Source organism: Peribacillus sp. NPDC097895, assembly GCF_050277555.1.
Classification (GTDB): Bacteria; Bacillota; Bacilli; order Bacillales; family DSM-1321; genus Peribacillus.
Map to the genome: position 1 here is coordinate 1 of NZ_JBNNSH010000006.1, position 18,723 is coordinate 18,723.

General features: G+C 42.0%; 18 protein-coding genes, 1 rRNA gene and 1 riboswitch. Of the genes, 18 read left to right on the forward strand and 1 reads right to left on the reverse strand.

Going from position 1 to position 18,723, the window contains the following annotated elements:
- From rrf to purD, 14 genes are all read left to right on the forward strand, one after another.
- Window positions 1-95, forward strand: a 5S ribosomal RNA gene (gene rrf, locus ACQKMH_RS22510); the annotation flags it as partial.
- Between the two features lie 725 nt (window positions 96-820).
- Entirely contained in the window at window positions 821-1,021 is a 201-nt protein-coding gene (locus ACQKMH_RS22515; RefSeq protein WP_427589607.1) for an NETI motif-containing protein, read from the forward strand.
- Between the two features lie 74 nt (window positions 1,022-1,095).
- Window positions 1,096-1,197, forward strand: a riboswitch (purine riboswitch).
- Window positions 1,198-1,377: 180 nt separating this feature from the next.
- Complete coding sequence (gene purE / locus ACQKMH_RS22520; protein ID WP_427589608.1) at window positions 1,378-1,866, forward strand: 5-(carboxyamino)imidazole ribonucleotide mutase; 489 nt, start codon at window positions 1,378-1,380, stop codon at window positions 1,864-1,866.
- Complete coding sequence (gene purK, locus ACQKMH_RS22525) at window positions 1,850-3,010, forward strand: 5-(carboxyamino)imidazole ribonucleotide synthase (protein ID WP_427589609.1); 1,161 nt, start codon at window positions 1,850-1,852, stop codon at window positions 3,008-3,010. The genes purE and purK overlap by 17 nt, the downstream gene beginning before the upstream one ends.
- Window positions 3,007-4,299 (forward strand): adenylosuccinate lyase, encoded by a 1,293-nt coding sequence (gene purB / locus ACQKMH_RS22530; protein ID WP_427589610.1) that lies wholly within the window; start codon window positions 3,007-3,009, stop codon window positions 4,297-4,299. Before purK ends, purB begins: the two co-directional genes overlap by 4 nt.
- 102 nt (window positions 4,300-4,401) lie before the next feature.
- Complete coding sequence (gene purC, locus ACQKMH_RS22535; RefSeq protein ID WP_427589611.1) at window positions 4,402-5,121, forward strand: phosphoribosylaminoimidazolesuccinocarboxamide synthase; 720 nt, start codon at window positions 4,402-4,404, stop codon at window positions 5,119-5,121.
- The gene (purS, locus tag ACQKMH_RS22540) at window positions 5,114-5,368 is read left to right on the forward strand and encodes a phosphoribosylformylglycinamidine synthase subunit PurS (RefSeq protein WP_098177030.1); all 255 of its coding nucleotides are present in this window, start codon (window positions 5,114-5,116) and stop codon (window positions 5,366-5,368) included. The genes purC and purS overlap by 8 nt, the downstream gene beginning before the upstream one ends.
- Window positions 5,365-6,051 carry a phosphoribosylformylglycinamidine synthase subunit PurQ gene (gene purQ / locus ACQKMH_RS22545; RefSeq protein ID WP_427589612.1) on the forward strand — a complete coding sequence of 229 codons (687 nt, stop codon included), beginning with the start codon at window positions 5,365-5,367 and terminating at the stop codon, window positions 6,049-6,051. The genes purS and purQ overlap by 4 nt, the downstream gene beginning before the upstream one ends.
- Complete coding sequence (gene purL / locus ACQKMH_RS22550; protein ID WP_427589613.1) at window positions 6,035-8,257, forward strand: phosphoribosylformylglycinamidine synthase subunit PurL; 2,223 nt, start codon at window positions 6,035-6,037, stop codon at window positions 8,255-8,257. Before purQ ends, purL begins: the two co-directional genes overlap by 17 nt.
- Window positions 8,242-9,657 carry an amidophosphoribosyltransferase gene (purF, locus tag ACQKMH_RS22555; protein ID WP_427589614.1) on the forward strand — a complete coding sequence of 472 codons (1,416 nt, stop codon included), beginning with the start codon at window positions 8,242-8,244 and terminating at the stop codon, window positions 9,655-9,657. The genes purL and purF overlap by 16 nt, the downstream gene beginning before the upstream one ends.
- Window positions 9,658-9,699: 42 nt before the next feature.
- The gene (gene purM / locus ACQKMH_RS22560; protein WP_427589615.1) at window positions 9,700-10,725 is read left to right on the forward strand and encodes a phosphoribosylformylglycinamidine cyclo-ligase; all 1,026 of its coding nucleotides are present in this window, start codon (window positions 9,700-9,702) and stop codon (window positions 10,723-10,725) included.
- Window positions 10,725-11,300, forward strand: a complete 576-nt coding sequence (purN, locus tag ACQKMH_RS22565; RefSeq protein WP_427589616.1) for a phosphoribosylglycinamide formyltransferase — start codon at window positions 10,725-10,727, stop codon at window positions 11,298-11,300. Before purM ends, purN begins: the two co-directional genes overlap by 1 nt.
- Window positions 11,301-11,318: 18 nt before the next feature.
- On the forward strand, window positions 11,319-12,854 hold the full coding sequence (purH, locus tag ACQKMH_RS22570) for a bifunctional phosphoribosylaminoimidazolecarboxamide formyltransferase/IMP cyclohydrolase (RefSeq protein ID WP_427589617.1): 1,536 nt from the start codon (window positions 11,319-11,321) through the stop codon (window positions 12,852-12,854).
- Between the two features lie 19 nt (window positions 12,855-12,873).
- Complete coding sequence (purD, locus tag ACQKMH_RS22575) at window positions 12,874-14,133, forward strand: phosphoribosylamine--glycine ligase (protein ID WP_427589618.1); 1,260 nt, start codon at window positions 12,874-12,876, stop codon at window positions 14,131-14,133.
- A gap of 65 nt (window positions 14,134-14,198) precedes the next feature.
- On the opposite strand, the gene ACQKMH_RS22580 is transcribed toward purD, so the two are convergent.
- Window positions 14,199-14,465 carry a YgaP-like transmembrane domain gene (locus ACQKMH_RS22580; RefSeq protein WP_427589619.1) on the reverse strand — a complete coding sequence of 89 codons (267 nt, stop codon included), beginning with the start codon at window positions 14,463-14,465 and terminating at the stop codon, window positions 14,199-14,201.
- Window positions 14,466-14,611: 146 nt separating this feature from the next.
- Here ACQKMH_RS22580 and ACQKMH_RS22585 point away from each other — a divergent pair, with 146 nt between their 5' ends.
- From ACQKMH_RS22585 to ACQKMH_RS22600, 4 genes are all read left to right on the forward strand, one after another.
- On the forward strand, window positions 14,612-16,357 hold the full coding sequence (locus ACQKMH_RS22585) for an adenine deaminase C-terminal domain-containing protein (RefSeq protein ID WP_427589620.1): 1,746 nt from the start codon (window positions 14,612-14,614) through the stop codon (window positions 16,355-16,357).
- Between the two features lie 43 nt (window positions 16,358-16,400).
- The gene (locus ACQKMH_RS22590; protein WP_427589621.1) at window positions 16,401-17,438 is read left to right on the forward strand and encodes a DUF3048 domain-containing protein; all 1,038 of its coding nucleotides are present in this window, start codon (window positions 16,401-16,403) and stop codon (window positions 17,436-17,438) included.
- Between the two features lie 26 nt (window positions 17,439-17,464).
- Window positions 17,465-17,779: a YerC/YecD family TrpR-related protein gene (locus tag ACQKMH_RS22595; protein WP_427589622.1), complete on the forward strand. Its 315-nt coding sequence runs from the start codon at window positions 17,465-17,467 to the stop codon at window positions 17,777-17,779.
- Window positions 17,780-18,014: 235 nt separating this feature from the next.
- A complete protein-coding gene (locus ACQKMH_RS22600; protein ID WP_427589623.1) occupies window positions 18,015-18,698 on the forward strand; it encodes a heptaprenylglyceryl phosphate synthase in 684 nt (227 codons plus the stop codon).
- The last annotated feature ends 25 nt before the right edge of the window (window positions 18,699-18,723 follow it).

The window sequence follows — 18,723 nt, forward strand, 5'->3', positions numbered from 1 at the left end:
GTCACACCCGTTCCCATTCCGAACACGGCAGTTAAGCTCTTCAGCGCCGATGGTAGTTGGGGGTTTCCCCCTGTGAGAGTAGGACGCCGCCAAGCCATTTTAAAGATCAGCCATCCGGCGGGTCTTTTTTTGCGTCTTTATGGTTTGATATGGGGATTAGTAGTGACTGAAAACTAATAACATACCGTAAAATAAAGGTGAATAAGCATCTATTTGACCTAAAGTGGAATAAATTGATCTACAGGCAATAAAATTCGATCTAAAGTGAAATAAATCGCCCTACATACGATATAATTCGACCTACATGAGTTTTTTGTATGGATTCACACATGTTGATGAACAAAAATATGGATGTCTCGGAACCTCAGGAAGCCATCCAACAGGCTTGGAAAGTTATATTTGGACAATGATTTCCATATATGGGTTATATAAGCGATTGAGGGAAACCGAATGGCCGAAGAAAGACGAGCTGAAAATGGATTTATGTACCGCAATCATCGAGCACAGAGCAGTAGTGTAGATTGAAGCGGATTAAATGCATAGGAAGGGTAGAAGGTCGGGATCTTGAATAGATGTACAATGGATGACGATTGGGCCCTTTTTTGCGGCAGAAGGGGATGAATTAAGCGTTAATCACATTTTATTCTGTGAAGTATATGTATTAGGCATGCAAGGGAATTCGAATGGAAACATCAATTGACATTGACCTTGCCTTTACTTGTTCTTTTCATTATACTAGGAAGAATTTATTAATGATTATATCCATTGGGTGCTAAGGGAGAATGCAAACAATATAGAAATTATGGAAAGGATCGGTATTGTGAGTAAAAAAAGTAAGGAAAAGTTTGAAGTTATCGAGGGAGAGTCCATCGATGCTTGTTTAGATCGAATAAAAGCAGCGGGTTACTTTCCTGTAAGGCGGACGGAAGAACCCATCTTTGCCGAGAGAATTGAGAATGGTAAAGTCCATTATGTGCCAGTTGATCGAAAAATTGTATTCGAAGCAAAGTTAATTGAGTAAAACACGAACGATTTATTAATATCATGTAAAAATATTCGATTTTAACTTGACATTAAAATAACCGGAAGGTAAGATGAAGTTACATTAATACATCTCATATAATCATGGGGATATGGCCCAAAAGTTTCTACCTGATGACCGTAAATCATCGGACTATGAGAAAAGCATCTGACTAATTCGGAAACTAGACAAGTCTTTTTGAATTTTTTCTTCAAAAGGGCTTTATTTTCCGGGCAGGTTGCTTTCTCGATGAGAAGCAACCTGCCCGGTTTTTTAATTTAAAACGTAATAGCTAATGATAAGCGTCCAGCTGCATACTCGGGACGCCATAATATGAGTGTTGGGGGAATGATGATATGAAACCGCAAGTTGGGGTTATTATGGGAAGTGTCTCGGATTGGGAAACGATGAAATACGCTTGTGAATCATTGGAACAGCTTGAGATTCCCTATGAAAAGAGAGTCGTTTCCGCCCACAGGACGCCGGATTTACTATTTGAATATGCAGAGAGTGCAAAAGAGAGAGACATCAAAGTGATTATTGCCGGGGCAGGCGGGGCGGCCCATCTTCCAGGTATGACAGCGGCCAAAACGATTGTCCCAGTGATTGGCGTGCCGATACAATCGAAAGCATTAAATGGGATGGATTCGTTATTATCGATTGTTCAAATGCCTGGTGGCGTACCGGTTGCGACGGTTGCAATCGGGAAATCGGGAGCAGTCAATGCCGGTTTGTTCGCGGCTCAAATATTAGCAGCTTTCGATTCCGAGATTGCTGATAGATTGGAAGCTTTACGAGACGAAACCAGAGAAAAGGTGTTAAGCAGCAGTGAACAACTTAAATAATACAATCATTTTACCGGGACAAACCATTGGAATTATCGGCGGTGGGCAATTGGGCAGGATGATGGCCTTATCGGCGAAGGCATCGGGATTTAGGATAGCGGTCCTTGAGCCGACGGCAGATGGTCCATGTGCGCAAGTGGCCGATATTGAAATCACTGGAGCTTATGATGATATAGATGCGTTGAAAAAGTTAGCAGAAGTCAGTGACGTCATAACTTATGAGTTTGAAAATATCAGTTCAGAAGCTTTGGATTGGTTAAAACAACATGCATTTCTTCCACAGGGTTCAAAATTATTAAAGCTTACACAGGATCGACTTACTGAAAAAAAAGCCATATCTGATGCAGGAGCTTCGGTTGCTCCATATCAGGAAATACAGGATATTTCAGAAATTCACCTTCATATAGAAAAATTAGGGTACCCTAGTGTGTTAAAAACGACCCGGGGCGGTTATGATGGAAAAGGGCAGTTGGTCATTAAGGAAGAAGCTGATATCAAAAAGGCTGAGACCCTGCTCAAAACAGGTGTATGTGTGCTGGAAGCCTGGATTCCTTTCTTAAAAGAAATCTCCATTATCGTGACGCGTAATGCAAATGGCGAGGTAAGTCATTTTCCGATAGCGGAAAACATTCATATTGAAAACATTCTTCATAAAAGTATTGTTCCCGCCCGTATTAGCCAGCAAGCTGAGCGGAAGGCTATTAATGAGGCTTTGCAGCTTGCAGAGAAACTTGATTTGGTGGGGACATTGGCAGTCGAGATGTTTTTAACCGCTCAGGATGAAATCATCATTAATGAATTGGCGCCAAGGCCTCATAACTCAGGCCATTATACAATGGAAGCATGTGAGACTTCACAGTTCGAACAGCATATAAGGGCTGTCTGCAATTGGCCGCTTGGAAATACGGCGTTATTGAAGCCTGTGGTAATGATTAATATCCTTGGTGAGCATATCGGGCCATTAATGGATGAAATTCCGACGCTTTCAGATTGGAAGGTTCACCTTTACGGTAAGAAAGAAGCCAAGATTAAGCGGAAAATGGGTCATGTGAATATTTTACGTCCAACGATTGAGGAAGCTCTTTTGGAAAGTGATCGAAGCAAAATATGGAATCAACAGGTTGAAACGGAGGAAGTAAAATGATTGAACGTTATACCCGCCCAGAGATGGGAAACATTTGGACAGAAAAGAACCGCTTTAATGCGTGGTTGGAAGTTGAAATCTTAGCTTGTGAAGCATGGTCTGAACTAGGTGTCATTCCAAAAGAAGATGTGAAGCTACTTCGTGAAAATGCTACGTTCGATGTGGAGCGTATCAATGAAATCGAAAAAGATACTCGCCACGATGTCGTTGCGTTTACACGTGCGGTTTCTGAAACGTTAGGTGAAGAACGGAAATGGGTACATTACGGATTGACCTCTACTGATGTGGTCGATACAGCTCTTTCATATGTGATTAAGCAAGCGAATGATATCCTTGCCAAGGATTTAAATAATTTCGTTGAGATCTTGAAAAATAAAGCGAAAGAACATAAATACACGGTTCAAATGGGACGTACACATGGTGTTCATGCGGAACCGACCACTTTTGGGTTGAAACTGGCACTTTGGTATCAAGAAATGAAACGCAATGTCGAACGTTTTGAAGAAGCTAGAAAGAACATAGAGGTTGGGAAGATCTCTGGAGCTGTCGGAACTTACGCAAACATCGACCCATTCGTTGAAAAATTCGTTTGTGAAAAGCTTGGCCTTGAAGCAGCGCCAATTTCAACACAAACATTACAGCGCGATCGCCACGCACATTATATGAGCACATTGGCTTTAATTGCGACATCAATCGAAAAGTTCGCGGTGGAAATTCGCGGCTTACAAAAAAGCGAAACACGCGAAGTGGAAGAATTCTTTGCAAAAGGACAAAAGGGATCTTCGGCAATGCCTCATAAACGGAATCCAATTGGTTCTGAAAATATGACGGGAATGGCTCGAGTAATCCGCGGTTACATGATGACAGCATATGAGAATGTGCCATTATGGCATGAACGTGACATTTCACATTCTTCTGCTGAGCGCATCATCTTGCCGGATGCAACAATCGCTTTAAACTACATGCTGAACCGTTTCAGCAACATAGTGAAGAACTTGACTGTTTATCCAGAAAATATGAAACGCAATATGGACCGTACGCTGGGATTGATTTTCTCACAACGTGTGCTGCTATCCCTTATCGATAAAGGACTTGTCCGTGAAGAAGCTTATGATACGGTTCAGCCGAAAGCGATGGAAGCATGGGAGCAACAGGTTCCATTCAGAAGCCTGATCGAAAAGGATGATAAAATTACAAGCTTGCTTACGAAAGAAGAGCTTGATGATTGTTTCGATCCTACACATCACTTGAAAAATGTTGATGTAATCTTTGATCGTTTAGGTTTATAAAATGAAGGCGGCAAACATAGTACCATTAGACGGTGTTATGTTTGCCAAGCCTTATGAATGATAGGAAGATTCATAATATTCACAATGCGGGGGTCTGGACAGATGGAAAAACGAGAATTGTTGTATGAAGGAAAAGCGAAACAGATTTTTGCAACGGACAACAGTGAAATAGTATGGGTGGAATACAAGGATTCGGCAACGGCGTTTAATGGTGAGAAGAAGTCAGAGATTGCCGGAAAAGGTAAGTTGAATAATCAAATTACTAGCTTACTATTTTCAAAGCTTGCCCAAGAAAATATTCCATCCCATTTTATTGAACAGCTTTCCGACCGGGAGCAGCTAGTCAAGAAGGTATCTATCATTCCGCTTGAAGTCGTCGTTAGAAATACGGCTGCCGGCAGTTTCTCTAAAAGGACTGGCATTGAAGAAGGCCAGCCGCTCAAGAAAACGCTGATTGAGTTTTACTATAAAGATGACGAGCTCGGCGATCCTCTGTTAACGGAAGACCATATTGAAGAATTGGAACTTGCAAGCAAGGAAGATGTAGCCATTTTAAAAGAAAAGGCACAAGAAATATCCAACGTCTTAACTTCCTTCTTTAAAGAGTTGGACATTAAATTGATTGATTTTAAATTAGAGTTCGGTAAAACCTCGAATGGGGAAATTTTACTGGCTGATGAGATTTCACCTGATACATGCCGATTATGGGATGTAAAAACGAATGAAAAGTTAGACAAAGATGTATTCCGTCGTAATTTAGGCAGTTTAACAGATGCTTACGAAAAAATTCTAGCAAAGTTGGAGGGTACTCAACATGTATAAGGTTAAGGTATATATCACACTACGCGAAAGTGTACTAGATCCACAGGGAGCAGCAGTTCAACAATCACTTCATAGTTTGACTTATAACGAAGTAAGTGATGTTCGAGTGGGGAAATACATTGAACTTACAATTGAAGATACAGACCGTGATTTAGATCAACTTGTGAAAGAAATGTGTGAAAAACTATTGGCCAATACGGTAATTGAATCTTACCGTTATGATGTTGAGGAGGTTATCACCCAATGAAATTTGCTGTCATAGTTTTCCCTGGTTCCAATTGTGATGTCGATATGTACCATGCGATTAAGGATGCACTAGGGGAAGAAGTGGAGTATGTTTGGCATTCCACAGACAATCTAGATCAGTATGATGGGATTCTCCTTCCTGGAGGCTTCTCTTATGGAGATTATTTACGCTCTGGAGCAATTGCCCGTTTTTCGAATGTAATGGCCGAAGTCGTAAAAGCGGCACAGGCAGGAAAGCCTGTTCTTGGAGTATGCAATGGTTTTCAGATTTTACTTGAAGCAGGACTTTTACCTGGAGCGATGCGCCGTAATGATGGCCTGAAATTCATTTGCCGTAATGTAGGATTGAAGGTTAAAAATAATCAAACGATGTTTACGACAGGTTATGAATTAGATGAAACGATTACGATCCCGGTTGCCCATGGTGAAGGAAATTACTATTGTGATAATGAAACATTGGCTGAATTGAAACGAAATAACCGCATCTTGTTCACATATGATGGTGAAAATCCAAACGGAAGCTTGGAACAAATAGCGGGAATTACAAATGAACAAGGAAATGTCCTCGGAATGATGCCTCATCCCGAACGTGCTGTTGATTCACTGCTTGGCAGTAAAGACGGCTTAAAGATTTTTCAATCCATCGTAAAAAACTGGAGGGAATCACATGTTATTACAGCTTGAACCAAGTCCGGAAAAAATTAAATCGGATCGTTTATACGCAACTATGGGACTATCCGATGAAGAATTTGCAATGGTGGAGAAAATCTTAGGCAGACTGCCGAATTATACGGAAACAGGATTGTTTTCGGTTATGTGGTCAGAGCATTGTTCCTACAAAAATTCAAAACCCATCTTAAGGAAATTCCCGATTACAGGGGAGAAAGTGCTTCAAGGTCCTGGTGAAGGGGCAGGAATCGTTGATATCGGAGACGATCAGGCTGTCGTTTTTAAAATTGAAAGTCATAACCACCCATCGGCAATCGAACCTTATCAAGGTGCCGCTACTGGTGTCGGCGGAATTATCCGTGATGTTTTCTCCATGGGTGCCCGTCCGATTGCGATGTTGAACTCGCTTCGCTTCGGTGAGTTAGACAATGATCGTGTTAAATATTTATTTAAAGAAGTGGTAGCCGGGATTGCAGGATACGGGAATTGTATCGGAATTCCAACTGTCGGCGGTGAAATTCAATTTGATCCATCGTATGAAGGAAATCCTCTAGTCAATGCCATGTGTGTCGGTTTGATCGATCATAAAGACATTAAAAAAGGACAAGCGCATGGAGTGGGCAACACAGTGATGTATGTGGGTGCAAAAACTGGTCGTGATGGTATTCATGGTGCAACATTTGCATCTGAAGAGCTATCAGAGTCTTCAGAAGAAAAGCGGCCTGCCGTACAAGTGGGCGATCCATTCATGGAGAAACTGCTTTTGGAAGCATGCCTTGAATTGATTCAAAATGATGCTCTTGTTGGCATTCAGGATATGGGAGCAGCGGGTCTTACCAGCTCATCTGCCGAAATGGCGAGTAAAGCGGGCTCAGGCATTAAAATGAACCTTGATTTGGTACCGCAGCGTGAAACGGGAATGACAGCTTATGAAATGATGCTTTCTGAATCACAAGAGCGGATGCTGATCGTAGTCACTAAAGGACGTGAACAAGAAATCGTTGACTTGTTTACGAAATACGATTTAGAGGCCGTATCTGTTGGAGAAGTAACGGATGATAAAAATCTAACACTTTCTCATCAAGGTGAAATCGTTGCTGAGGTTCCGGTTGATGCTTTGGCTGAAGAAGCTCCGATTTATCATAAGCCATCTGCAGAACCGCAATATTTCCGTGACTTCCAAAGCATGACGGCAGAAGTGCCAGTCATTGGGGATTATAAAGAAACGCTAGTATCATTATTAAAGCAACCGACAATTTCGAGTAAAGAATGGGTCTATGACCAATATGATTACATGGTCCGCACGAATACAGTCGTCTCACCTGGATCGGATGCAGCGGTAGTACGTGTCAGAGGCACGAATAAGGCCCTTGCAATGACGACGGATTGTAACTCCCGTTATATATATTTGGATCCTGAAACAGGAGGTAAAATCGCTGTCGCTGAAGCAGCTCGTAACATTATTTGCTCCGGTGCGGAACCTTTAGCGATTACGGATTGCTTGAATTTCGGGAATCCAGAAAAACCTGAAATATTTTGGCAATTGGAAAAAGCGGCAGACGGTATGAGTGAAGCTTGCAGAAGCTTAAGTACTCCTGTCATTGGAGGAAATGTGTCGCTTTACAATGAAACGAATGGTGAAGCGATTTACCCTACACCTGTAGTTGGGATGGTCGGCCTTGTCAGTGATCTTCAACATATCACTACGCAATCGTTTAAAAATGAATCCGATTTGATTTATGTTGTCGGTGAAGCAAAAGTGGAATTTGGCGGAAGTGAATTACAAAAAATGCTTGAAGGAAAAATCTTTGGACGTGCACCAGAACTTGATTTGGCCGTTGAACAAAAACGTCAGCAGCAAATCCTTTCTGCGATCCAAACTGGACTTGTAGCATCAGCCCATGATCTTTCGGAAGGCGGTTTGGCAGTCGCTTTAGCAGAGTCTTTATTCGGGGCAAACAAGCTTGGGGCAAAAGTGAATATATCCGGCGAAGCGGTATCCGAACTATTCAGTGAAACGCAATCACGATTCTTGCTATCCATCAATCCTGATAATCAAGCAGCATTTGAAGCACTTGTTGAAGATGCGGTATGCATAGGATCGGTAACTGAGGATAATAAATTAGTCGTGACGGCAGATAATGATGGCAAAGTATTGGAAGCGGAAGTCGAAGAGTTACAAACAGCTTGGAAGGGAGCTATACCATGCTTGCTGAAATAAGAAGTCTAAACGAAGAGTGTGGCGTAGTTGGAGTCTGGGGACATCCCGATGCAGCACAGCTTGCTTATTACGGTTTGCATAGCTTACAACATCGTGGTCAAGAAGGAGCGGGCATCGTCGTGACGGACGGTGAGCAGATGTCCATCTCTAAGGGTGAAGGTCTTGTAACAGAGATATTCACGGCTGAAAAAATGCAGGCTCTTTCCGGTACTGGAAGAGCTGCAATCGGCCATGTCCGTTATACAACGGCAGGCGGCGGCGGGTATCAAAATGTACAGCCTTTCTTGTTCAATTCACATACAGGAGGGCTTGCACTTGCCCATAATGGGAATATCGTCAATGCCCATCAGTTAAAAGCACAGCTTGAAGGACAGGGAAGCATTTTTCAAACGACTTCTGATACCGAAGTTCTGGCACATCTGATTAAACGGTCCGGTTACACAGATGTCAGAGATTCCGTGAAAAACAGTTTAAGCATGCTTAAGGGAGCTTACGCATTTGTCATCATGACAGAAAACCAAATGATCATGGCGAGAGATCCGCATGGTTTCCGTCCACTTTCCTTGGGGAAAATAGGCGATGCATATTTCGCTGCATCCGAAACATGTGCACTTGATATTGTAGGTGCAGAATTCATTCGCGATATAGAGCCGGGTGAACTCGTTGTCATTAATGATGAGGGAATCACATCCGAGTACTTTTCTCTTTCAAGTCAACAGGCGATGTGCACGATGGAATATGTGTATTTTTCCCGTCCGGATAGCAACATTGATGGGATCAATGTTCATACAGCACGAAAGAACCTTGGCAAGCAAATGGCGCTTGAAGCCAAAATTGAAGCTGATGTCGTTACAGGCGTACCTGATTCCAGCATTTCAGCAGCGATAGGCTATGCTGAAGCGGCAGGCATTCCCTATGAAATGGGGCTAATTAAAAATCGTTATGTTGGACGGACATTCATTCAGCCATCACAGAGTCTGCGTGAACAAGGCGTGAAGATGAAACTTTCACCTGTAAGAGGTGTCGTAGAAGGTAAGCGGGTCATAATGGTTGATGATTCAATCGTCCGTGGGACAACGAGCAGAAGGATTGTCCGCATGTTAAAAGATGCAGGAGCTAAAGAAGTGCATGTTGTAATCAGCTCACCACCGATCAAGAATCCTTGTTTTTATGGCATAGACACGTCAAAAAAAGAAGAATTGATCGCAAGCTCTAAATCGGTGGAGGAAATAAGAGAAATCATTGGTGCTGATTCTTTAACTTTCTTAAGTGTCGAAGGTATGGTCGAAGCGATTGGCCGTCCGTTTCCTGGAGAAACGCGTGGGTCATGTCTAGCTTGTTTCACCGGAAATTATCCGACTGAAATTTTTGAATACGAACGAGAAAAAACAAAATGTTAATCATGTCGGAATTGAAGATCGATTTTCGGAGGGGGATTTCAAATGGCTAATGCATATAAACAGGCTGGTGTTGATATTGAGGCTGGTTATGAAGCGGTAAATCGGATGAAAAAACATGTGAAGCGGACATTTCGTCCAGAAGTAATGAATGGTCTGGGCGGTTTCGGGGGCATGTTTGATTTATCTTCCTTGAACCTTAAAGAACCTGTGCTCATTTCAGGTACGGATGGAGTGGGTACGAAACTTTTGTTGGCGTTCATGATGGATAAACACGATACAATTGGAGTGGATTGTGTAGCTATGTGCGTCAACGATGTTGTCGTTCAAGGTGCTGCACCTTTGTACTTTTTAGATTATATTGCTTGCGGTAAAGCGGATCCAGAACGAATCGAAATGATCGTCAAAGGAATTGCAGATGGGTGTGAGCAGGCGGGTTGTGCATTAATCGGTGGAGAAACGGCGGAAATGCCAGGAATGTACGACACGGAAGAATACGATGTGGCAGGCTTCACTGTAGGTGCAGTTGAAAAATCACGTCTAATTACTGGTGAGGCAATCTCTGCGGGTGATGTCGTGATTGGCCTTGCTTCAAGCGGCATCCACAGTAATGGATATTCTCTCGTTCGTAAAATTCTTCTTGAAGATTCAGGCATGGACCTTCATGAGTTCGTACCGGAATTGGACTGCAAGTTAGGCGAAGAATTATTAAAACCGACAAAAATCTATGTGAAATCGATTTTATCTACATTGGAAAAATATGAAATTAAGGGCCTTGCCCACATTACGGGTGGCGGGTTCATCGAAAATATCCCGCGTATTCTACCTGAAGGACGCGGTGTGGAAATCGAGCTTGGAAGCTGGGGAATTCCGCCAATATTCTCATTCCTTGAAGAAAAAGGGAACCTTGTAAAAGAGGAAATGTTCAATATTTTCAATATGGGAATCGGAATGACGGCTATCGTGAAAAAAGAAGAAGCATCAGCTGTGCTAGCCCATCTAAAGTCTTGTGGTGAAGAAGCATCGGTTATTGGAACGATTGTGGATGGAAATGGAGTGTCGTTTAAATAATGAAGCGACTCGCTGTCTTTGCGTCAGGTAACGGTAGTAATTTCCAATCAATTGCTGATGCAATTAAAAGTGGAACGCTGGAGGCTGAAATCTGTCTTGTCGTTTGTGATCGTGAAGATGCTTATGTACTTGAGAGAGCTAAGCTTGAGAATATCAATCTTTTCTCCTTTACAGCGAAGAATTACGCTAACAAGGCTGGATTTGAAACGGAAATCCTGGAGAAACTTCGCCAACACGATGTAGATTTTATCATTCTGGCTGGATATATGCGTTTGATTGGTCCCACATTATTAGAAAAGTACTCACAGAGGATTGTAAACATCCATCCTTCACTTCTGCCTAGCTTTCCAGGCAAGGATGCAATTGGCCAGGCTTTTGACGCCGGAGTGAAGGAAACAGGGGTCACGGTTCATTATGTTGATGATGGAATGGATACAGGACCGATCATTGCCCAAAAAACAGTGCCAATTCTTGAGGGGGATACGAAAGACATTCTTCAAAAAAGGATTCAGGAAACGGAGCATGACATGTATCCGTCAGTTTTGCAGCAGCTATGCCAAAAGAAACTTACTTAATGGAGGGACCCACAACACATGAAGAAACGTGCTTTAATAAGTGTATCGGATAAAACAGGTATCGTAGAATTTGCTCAAGGATTAATTGAGACAGGTTTTGAAATTATTTCAACAGGCGGTACGAAAAAAACGCTGCAGGATAATGGCGTTGATGTGATCGGAATCAGTGACGTCACAGGTTTCCCGGAAATCTTGGATGGTCGCGTTAAAACGCTTCACCCGAATGTCCATGGGGCAGTGTTGGCAAAACATGATGACAAGAACCACGCAGCACAGCTTGCAGAGCATAATATTGAACCGATTCAACTTGTCTGTGTAAACCTATATCCATTCCAAGCGACTATTTCCAAACCGGAAGTCACTGTGGAAGATGCCATTGAAAACATCGATATCGGTGGACCGACAATGCTTCGTTCTTCTGCTAAAAACCACGAATATGTGACCGTTATCGTTGATTCCAATGATTACCCTACCGTATTGGCTGAGCTGAAAGAAAACGGTGGCGTATCAAAAACCACGAATCGCCGTCTGGCTGCAAAAGTCTTCCGCCATACAGCAGCATATGACGCTGTTATTTCGGAGTATATGACAGAGCTTGCCGATGAAGAAAATCCTGAATCATTGACTGTTACCTATGAATTGAAACAGTCGCTTCGTTATGGGGAAAATCCACATCAAAAAGCAGCATTCTATAAAAAACCGCTTGGTTCCGTTTTTTCAATTGCTGAAGCGAAGCAATTACATGGAAAAGAGCTTTCATACAACAATATTAATGATGCTGATGCAGCGCTTCAAATTGTTAAGGAATTCAATGAGCCTGCCGCTGTTGCAGTCAAGCATATGAATCCTTGCGGCGTAGGTGTCGGAGCGACCATTTTAGAAGCATATGAAAAAGCTTATGAAGCAGATGCCACTTCTATTTTCGGTGGAATCATTGCTTTGAATCGTGAAGTTGATAAAGCGACTGCGGAAAAACTACATGAAATTTTCCTTGAAATCATCATTGCACCTGGATTTACGGATGAGGCAGTGGAAGTATTAACAAGCAAGAAAAACCTTCGTTTATTAACGATCGATTTCGATGCGGTTAAAAAACCTGAGCGTAAATTAACTTCCATTGAAGGCGGATTACTTATTCAAGATCGCGATGCACATAGTTTAAAGGATGCAGAAGTAAAGGTGGCAACGAAACGTGAGCCTACCCCTGAAGAGTGGAAAGCTTTGGAACTTGGCTGGAAAATCGTGAAGCATGTAAAGTCGAATGCAATAGTGGTAAGTAACAGCCAAATGACATTAGGTGTTGGCGCAGGTCAAATGAACCGTGTGGGAGCGGCAAAAATTGCTCTTGAACAAGCTGGGGAAAGAGCAGCAGGCAGTGCATTGGCATCGGATGCTTTCTTCCCAATGGATGATACAGTTGAAGCCGCAGCGAAAGCGGGCGTCACGGCAATCATTCAACCTGGAGGCTCTGTTAAAGATCAAGATTCAATCAAGAAAGCTGATGAATATGGGATTGCGATGGTATTTACAGGAATTCGTCACTTTAAACATTAATCAAAAATGAGGTGCGATAATGAATGTTTTAGTAATTGGCCGGGGCGGCAGGGAGCATGCTATAGCCCGCAAACTATTTGAAAGTAAACGGGTTGGGAAGGTTTTCGCAGCACCAGGAAATCCAGGCATGGCTGATGTAGCGACCCTTGTTCCAATTGAAGAAAACAATCATGAGGAATTGGTTGCCTTTGCTAAGAAAAATGCCATTTCATTGACGGTGATTGGGCCTGAAACGCCATTATTGAACGGACTTGCTGATGACTTTACGGAGGCAGGCTTACAGGTATTCGGACCAAATGGCCGTGCCGCAGTCATCGAGGGAAGTAAATCCTTTGCTAAAGATTTAATGAAAAACTACAGCATACCGACTGCGGAATATGAAACGTTTTCTGATTATGATTCAGCAAAGGCATATATTGAAAAAATGGGTGCCCCTATCGTCATAAAAGCGGATGGCTTGGCTGCAGGAAAAGGTGTCGTTGTTGCGATGACGATGGAAGAGGCGCTGGACGCCATCCATGATATGCTCGTCGGAGCAAAGTTCGGGGAAGCTTCTGCCAAAGTCGTCATTGAGGAATTTCTTGATGGAGAGGAATTTTCATTGATGGCATTCGTGAACGGGGAAAAAGTGTATCCGATGGTCATTGCCCAAGATCACAAGCGGGTTTTTGATGGAGATAAAGGCCCGAACACAGGTGGAATGGGTGCTTATTCACCGGTGCCGCAAATTTCCGATGAAATGGTTCAGACTGCAGTTGAAACCATTCTTCAGCCCACGGTGAATGCAATGATTTCTGAAAACAGGAGTTTTACAGGTATATTATATGCCGGTTTAATCGCTACTGAAAAAGGCACAAAAGTCATTGAGTTCAATGCTCGTTTTGGAGACCCGGAAACGCAGGTTGTTTTACCGCGCCTAAAAACGGATTTCGTTGATACACTTGAAGCGGTCTTTTCTGGGGAGGATTTACAGCTTGAATGGCATGATGAAGCAGTTCTTGGAGTGGTCGTGGCAGCTGAAGGATATCCTGGGGATTATAAAAAGAATTCAATCATTAAAGGTTTGGAAAAGATTGAATCGGATGCCCATATTTATCATGCTGGAACAGCTCTCAATAGTGAGGGGGATTTTATCTCGAACGGCGGACGTGTTCTTTTGGTTGCTGCAAAAGGGAAAGATTTGGCCTCTGCCCAAGCTAAAGTATATAAAGAGTTGGGGCATGTTGAGAAAGACGGCTTATTCTGGCGAATGGATATTGGCTACCGTGCGATACAATAAAATTTTCCTGATAATATAAAAGAAGCTGGCTCCAATCGGAGTCAGCTTCTTCTTTAGAAAAAAACTTAATAGGAATCAGAAGGATTGGAGTCATATTCCTGGTTGTGCTCTTTCTTCATTAAGTTTTGCCCATTCTCCATAGCATCCACGATTGGACAATAGCGGAGAATGCCCTCGCCTATTTTCATGGCAGAAATCATGACGACGACTAGATAAGATTGGTTTTTCCATGGTTTTTTAACCATCTTGGCCGTGGCCCATGTTAAAAAGGTAAAGCCACATGTAATTCGCATTAAGGCATTTATTATACTGATATTTTGTTTAAACTTCATTTAAAGTACATCCCTTCACAAAAATTTAACAATATTCTGGGTAACATTACTGTTCTATTGAGGCAAGTATGTTACTATGAAATAAAATTGGATTGAAAATGGGTTTTTTAAAACTTTGTTTCTAAAAAATTATGGGGGAATGTTTTATGCTTGAACAGCGCTATAGATGGAAAAATAAACATCTAAGAGAACATATAGATGTGCTGGATGGCAATAGGGCACCACACATTCTGCTTAAAAATACGACTTATTTAAATCAGGCTTTGCGAAAATGGGTGAAAGCGAATATATGGATATATGATGATCGCATCATCTATGTTGGCGAAAACCTTCCTGATAACATAGACAGCTGTGAAATTGTTGACTGCACAAACCAGTACTTGGTCCCGGGTTATATTGAGCCGCATTCACATCCTTCTCAATTATATAATCCCCTTTCTTTTTCACGTTATGCATCTCATTTTGGCACAACGACATTGATTAATGATAACTTGCCGTTTCTTTTGCAGTTAGATAAAAAGAAAGCGTTTTCTCTTTTGAAAGAATTACGTAACATTCCTGTTACAATGTACTGGTGGAGCCGTTTTGACGGGCAAACTGAATTGATCGATGAAGATGTGGTCTTTTCCCATGGGGCCGTTAAATCCTGGCTGGAGCATGATGCCGTTTTACAGGGCGGGGAACTGACCGGCTGGCCTAAGCTTCTCGATGGGGATGACATGATGCTGCATTGGATTCAGGAAGCCAAGCGGATGAGGAAAAAAATAGAGGGACACTTTCCAGGTGCTTCAGAGAAGACTTTGGCAAAAATGACCCTGTTCGGCGCCGACTGTGATCATGAGGCAATGACAGGTGATGAAGTCATGTCCCGATTGCTGCAGGGCTATTATGTGTCACTACGGCATTCTTCGATCCGGCCGGATCTTCCTAAGATGATTTCTGAAATCCATGAACTCGGCATTGATCATTACGACAAATTCTTTTATACGACAGATGGATCGCCGCCTTCTTTTTATGAAGATGGATTCATAGACTGTTTAATAAAGATTGCAATAGAGCATGGTGTTCCGGTCATAGATGCTTACAATATGGCAACTATCAACATCGCACGATATTATAATATTGAATACCTTCATGGCAATATTGCTACTGGAAGGGTGGCGAACATCAACTTCCTGACCGATGTTAAGGAACCTGCACCGGTTTCGGTAATGGCAAAAGGGAAATGGGTGAAAAGGGATGGTGAAATCATTTCCGATTCACAGGAAATCGAATGGAATGATTTTGATTTTAAACCACTTGATATTGATTGGGATCTTAGTTTAAAGGAAGATTTTGAATTCTCCATGCCGTTTGGAATTGAATTGGTCAATAACGTAATTACGAAGCCGTACTCCCTTGCCAATGATGTTGGTCATGAAGAGTTGAACTTTGAGGATGATGAGTGCTTTTTCATGCTAATTGATCGGGAAGGGAAATGGCGCATCAATACGATATTAAAGGGATTTGCAAATAAACTTTGTGGCTTTGCTGGCTCTTATACCAATACCGGAGACATCATACTGATCGGTAAACGGAAAAAGGATATGCATTTGGCATTTAACCGGTTGAAGGAAATTGGCGGTGGCATCATTTTAACCGAACACGGTAAGGTGATCCATGAACTTCCTCTAAAATTAAAAGGAGTCATGTCCACCAAGGAAGTACCTGAACTGATCGAAGAAGAGAAAGAGTTGAAAAATTTGCTGTGTGAAAGGGGCTATCGCTTCGACGACCCTGTGTACACCATCTCGTTCTTTTCAACGACCCATTTGCCTTATATAAGGCTAACTCAGCGAGGAGTATATGATGTCATGAATAAAACTATACTCTTTCCTACTATAATGCGTTAAAATATAAGAGAAGAAATGGCTAATAAATCAGAGGAGTGGAAGGATGAATTTTAAGAGAATTCTTTTCATGATGATTTCTATTTTACTGCTGGCAGGCTGTTCGACGAAAGAAGAACCTGCAACGGATGACAGTAAGCCGAAAGACCAAGCTGTCATCAAAAATACAGATGTTAAAAATGAGCCTTCCAATAAGTTCCCACTTACAGGTATAGCCACCGATGAAAGCAGTGAGCAAAGGGCTGTTGCAGTGATGATTAATAATCATCCAAAGGCACGCCCGCAATCGGGCCTATCTCAAGCCGACTTAGTTTACGAAATGCTCGCAGAAGGTGACATAACCAGATTTTTAGCTATCTTCCAAAGTGAAATGCCAAGCCAGATCGGTCCGATTCGGAGTGCAAGGGACTATTATATCGAACTGGCTAAAGGCCTGGATTGCATCTATGTGTGTCATGGGAATAGCCCAGAGGCAAAAAACATGCTGGACAAAGGGTATATTGATAACTTGAACGGATTATATTATGATGGAACTTTGTTTCAACGCTCGGCGGATCGAAAAGCACCGCATAATTCTTACATTTCTTTTGATGACATCGAAAAGGGTGCGAAGGAAAAGGGATATGACATGAACGGTGCACCTGAGCCATTTACTTTCCTTACTGAGGAAGAGGAGGGTGGTCTTCAAGGGGAACCGGCACTGAAAACCAAGATATCCTACGGATCGGAAGAGTATGATGTAGAGTATGAATACGAGGCCACGGAAGAGAAATATAAACGTTATTCGAATGGTGAGCAAACAGTCGAACATAAATCGAATAAGCCTATTTTACTGGATAATATATTGATCATTGAGGCCACTCATCAAGTGATTGACGATAAAGGGCGTCGTAAAATCGATTTGAAGAATGGTGGAAAAGGTTATTTACTTCAAAAAGGAAAAGCGAATGAAGTAGAATGGGTTAATAAGGATGGTCGGATTATTCCAGTGAAAAACGATAAAGAGGTAGGGTTGATTCCAGGAAAAACCTGGGTCAATATTATTCCGAATCAACCTGGTTTAGTAGGGGACGTCTCATTTTGATACCCATGAAATTGAGGGGGAGTAACATGCAAATTGATAAGTTAAGAGGAAAAGAGACGGATCAGCTGTTTAAGTCGATTCTTTCCTTGCGTGATTTAGACGAATGTTATCGATTTTTTGATGATTTATGCACAGTTAATGAAATTTCCTCATTAGCTCAGCGACTTGAAGTAGCTCGGATGCTTGAAGACGGTAAAACCTATCATAAAATCGAAACGGAAACGGGTGCAAGTACTGCTACGATTTCCAGGGTCAAGCGCTGTTTGAATTACGGAAATGACGCTTATTCAATGGCTCTTAACCGTATTAAAGAAAACGTTGAGGAAACAACTGAATCTTAATGCACAGGATTTTGTATATGGTGAATGAGAAAAAGCCGAGGAATTCATTTCCCGGCTTTTTATTTTGATTTTTTTTGCGCTTTCTTTGTCAGCTGTCTTTCAGTCGTATCCATGTTATATTGGATTTTAGATTCAGTGGTTTCCAATTGGTAAACATTTTATCGATACTTCTCTTTTTTAATGAAAAATCTTAATGCTATAATGGTGTAATGGGAAGTGTGAATGGAGGATTATAATGTACGATTTTCGCGAGTGGAAACATGTTTTCAAACTCGATCCAAATAAAGATATAAGTGATGAGGCTCTGGAAAAAGTCTGCGAATCCGGTACTGATGCAATCATGATCGGGGGAACGGATGGAATCACGCTTGAAAATGTGCTTCATTTAATGGCACGGGTCAGACGTTACACCGTGCCATGTGTGATGGAAATTTCATCAGTTGAAACGGTGACGCCAGGTTTTGATTTATATTTTATTCCGAGTGTCCTGAATAGCACCAATCCGGATTGGATGATGAAGCTGCATCAGCAAGCAGTCAAAGAATATGGATATCTTTTGAATTGGGATGAAATTTTCGTTGAAGGCTACTGTATCCTGAATCCTGATTGTAAGGCGGCCGAATTGACAAAAGCAAATACGGATTTGGATATGGATGATGTGGGAGCTTACGCGCTGATGGCAGAAAAGATGTTCAACCTGCCTATTTTTTATCTGGAATACAGCGGTGATTATGGCGATGTCCAGATGGTGGAAGCGGCCAAAGAAAGTTTGGAGAATACCGTGCTATTTTATGGCGGTGGGATAAAGTCGGTTGAACAAGCCAAAGAAATGTCGGAGTTTGCAGATGTTATCGTTGTTGGTAATGTGATATATGAAGATTTGAAAGTGGCACTTGCAACAGTTGCGGCAGTTAAATGAAATCATGGAATAAATGTAGTATACT

What these genes read in the sequence shown, in the direction of transcription:
- purE (WP_427589608.1), top strand. Translation starts at nt 1,378, where the DNA reads ATGAAACCGCAAGTTGGGGTTATTATGGGAAGTGTCTCGGATTGGGAA.
- purB (WP_427589610.1), top strand. Translation starts at nt 3,007, where the DNA reads ATGATTGAACGTTATACCCGCCCAGAGATGGGAAACATTTGGACAGAA.
- purC (WP_427589611.1), top strand. Translation starts at nt 4,402, where the DNA reads ATGGAAAAACGAGAATTGTTGTATGAAGGAAAAGCGAAACAGATTTTT.
- purS (WP_098177030.1), top strand. Translation starts at nt 5,114, where the DNA reads ATGTATAAGGTTAAGGTATATATCACACTACGCGAAAGTGTACTAGAT.
- purQ (WP_427589612.1), top strand. Translation starts at nt 5,365, where the DNA reads ATGAAATTTGCTGTCATAGTTTTCCCTGGTTCCAATTGTGATGTCGAT.
- purL (WP_427589613.1), top strand. Translation starts at nt 6,035, where the DNA reads ATGTTATTACAGCTTGAACCAAGTCCGGAAAAAATTAAATCGGATCGT.
- purF (WP_427589614.1), top strand. Translation starts at nt 8,242, where the DNA reads ATGCTTGCTGAAATAAGAAGTCTAAACGAAGAGTGTGGCGTAGTTGGA.
- purM (WP_427589615.1), top strand. Translation starts at nt 9,700, where the DNA reads ATGGCTAATGCATATAAACAGGCTGGTGTTGATATTGAGGCTGGTTAT.
- purN (WP_427589616.1), top strand. Translation starts at nt 10,725, where the DNA reads ATGAAGCGACTCGCTGTCTTTGCGTCAGGTAACGGTAGTAATTTCCAA.
- purH (WP_427589617.1), top strand. Translation starts at nt 11,319, where the DNA reads ATGAAGAAACGTGCTTTAATAAGTGTATCGGATAAAACAGGTATCGTA.
- purD (WP_427589618.1), top strand. Translation starts at nt 12,874, where the DNA reads ATGAATGTTTTAGTAATTGGCCGGGGCGGCAGGGAGCATGCTATAGCC.
- ACQKMH_RS22580 (WP_427589619.1), bottom strand. Translation starts at nt 14,465, where the DNA reads ATGAAGTTTAAACAAAATATCAGTATAATAAATGCCTTAATGCGAATT.
- ACQKMH_RS22585 (WP_427589620.1), top strand. Translation starts at nt 14,612, where the DNA reads ATGCTTGAACAGCGCTATAGATGGAAAAATAAACATCTAAGAGAACAT.
- ACQKMH_RS22590 (WP_427589621.1), top strand. Translation starts at nt 16,401, where the DNA reads ATGAATTTTAAGAGAATTCTTTTCATGATGATTTCTATTTTACTGCTG.
- ACQKMH_RS22595 (WP_427589622.1), top strand. Translation starts at nt 17,465, where the DNA reads ATGCAAATTGATAAGTTAAGAGGAAAAGAGACGGATCAGCTGTTTAAG.
- ACQKMH_RS22600 (WP_427589623.1), top strand. Translation starts at nt 18,015, where the DNA reads ATGTACGATTTTCGCGAGTGGAAACATGTTTTCAAACTCGATCCAAAT.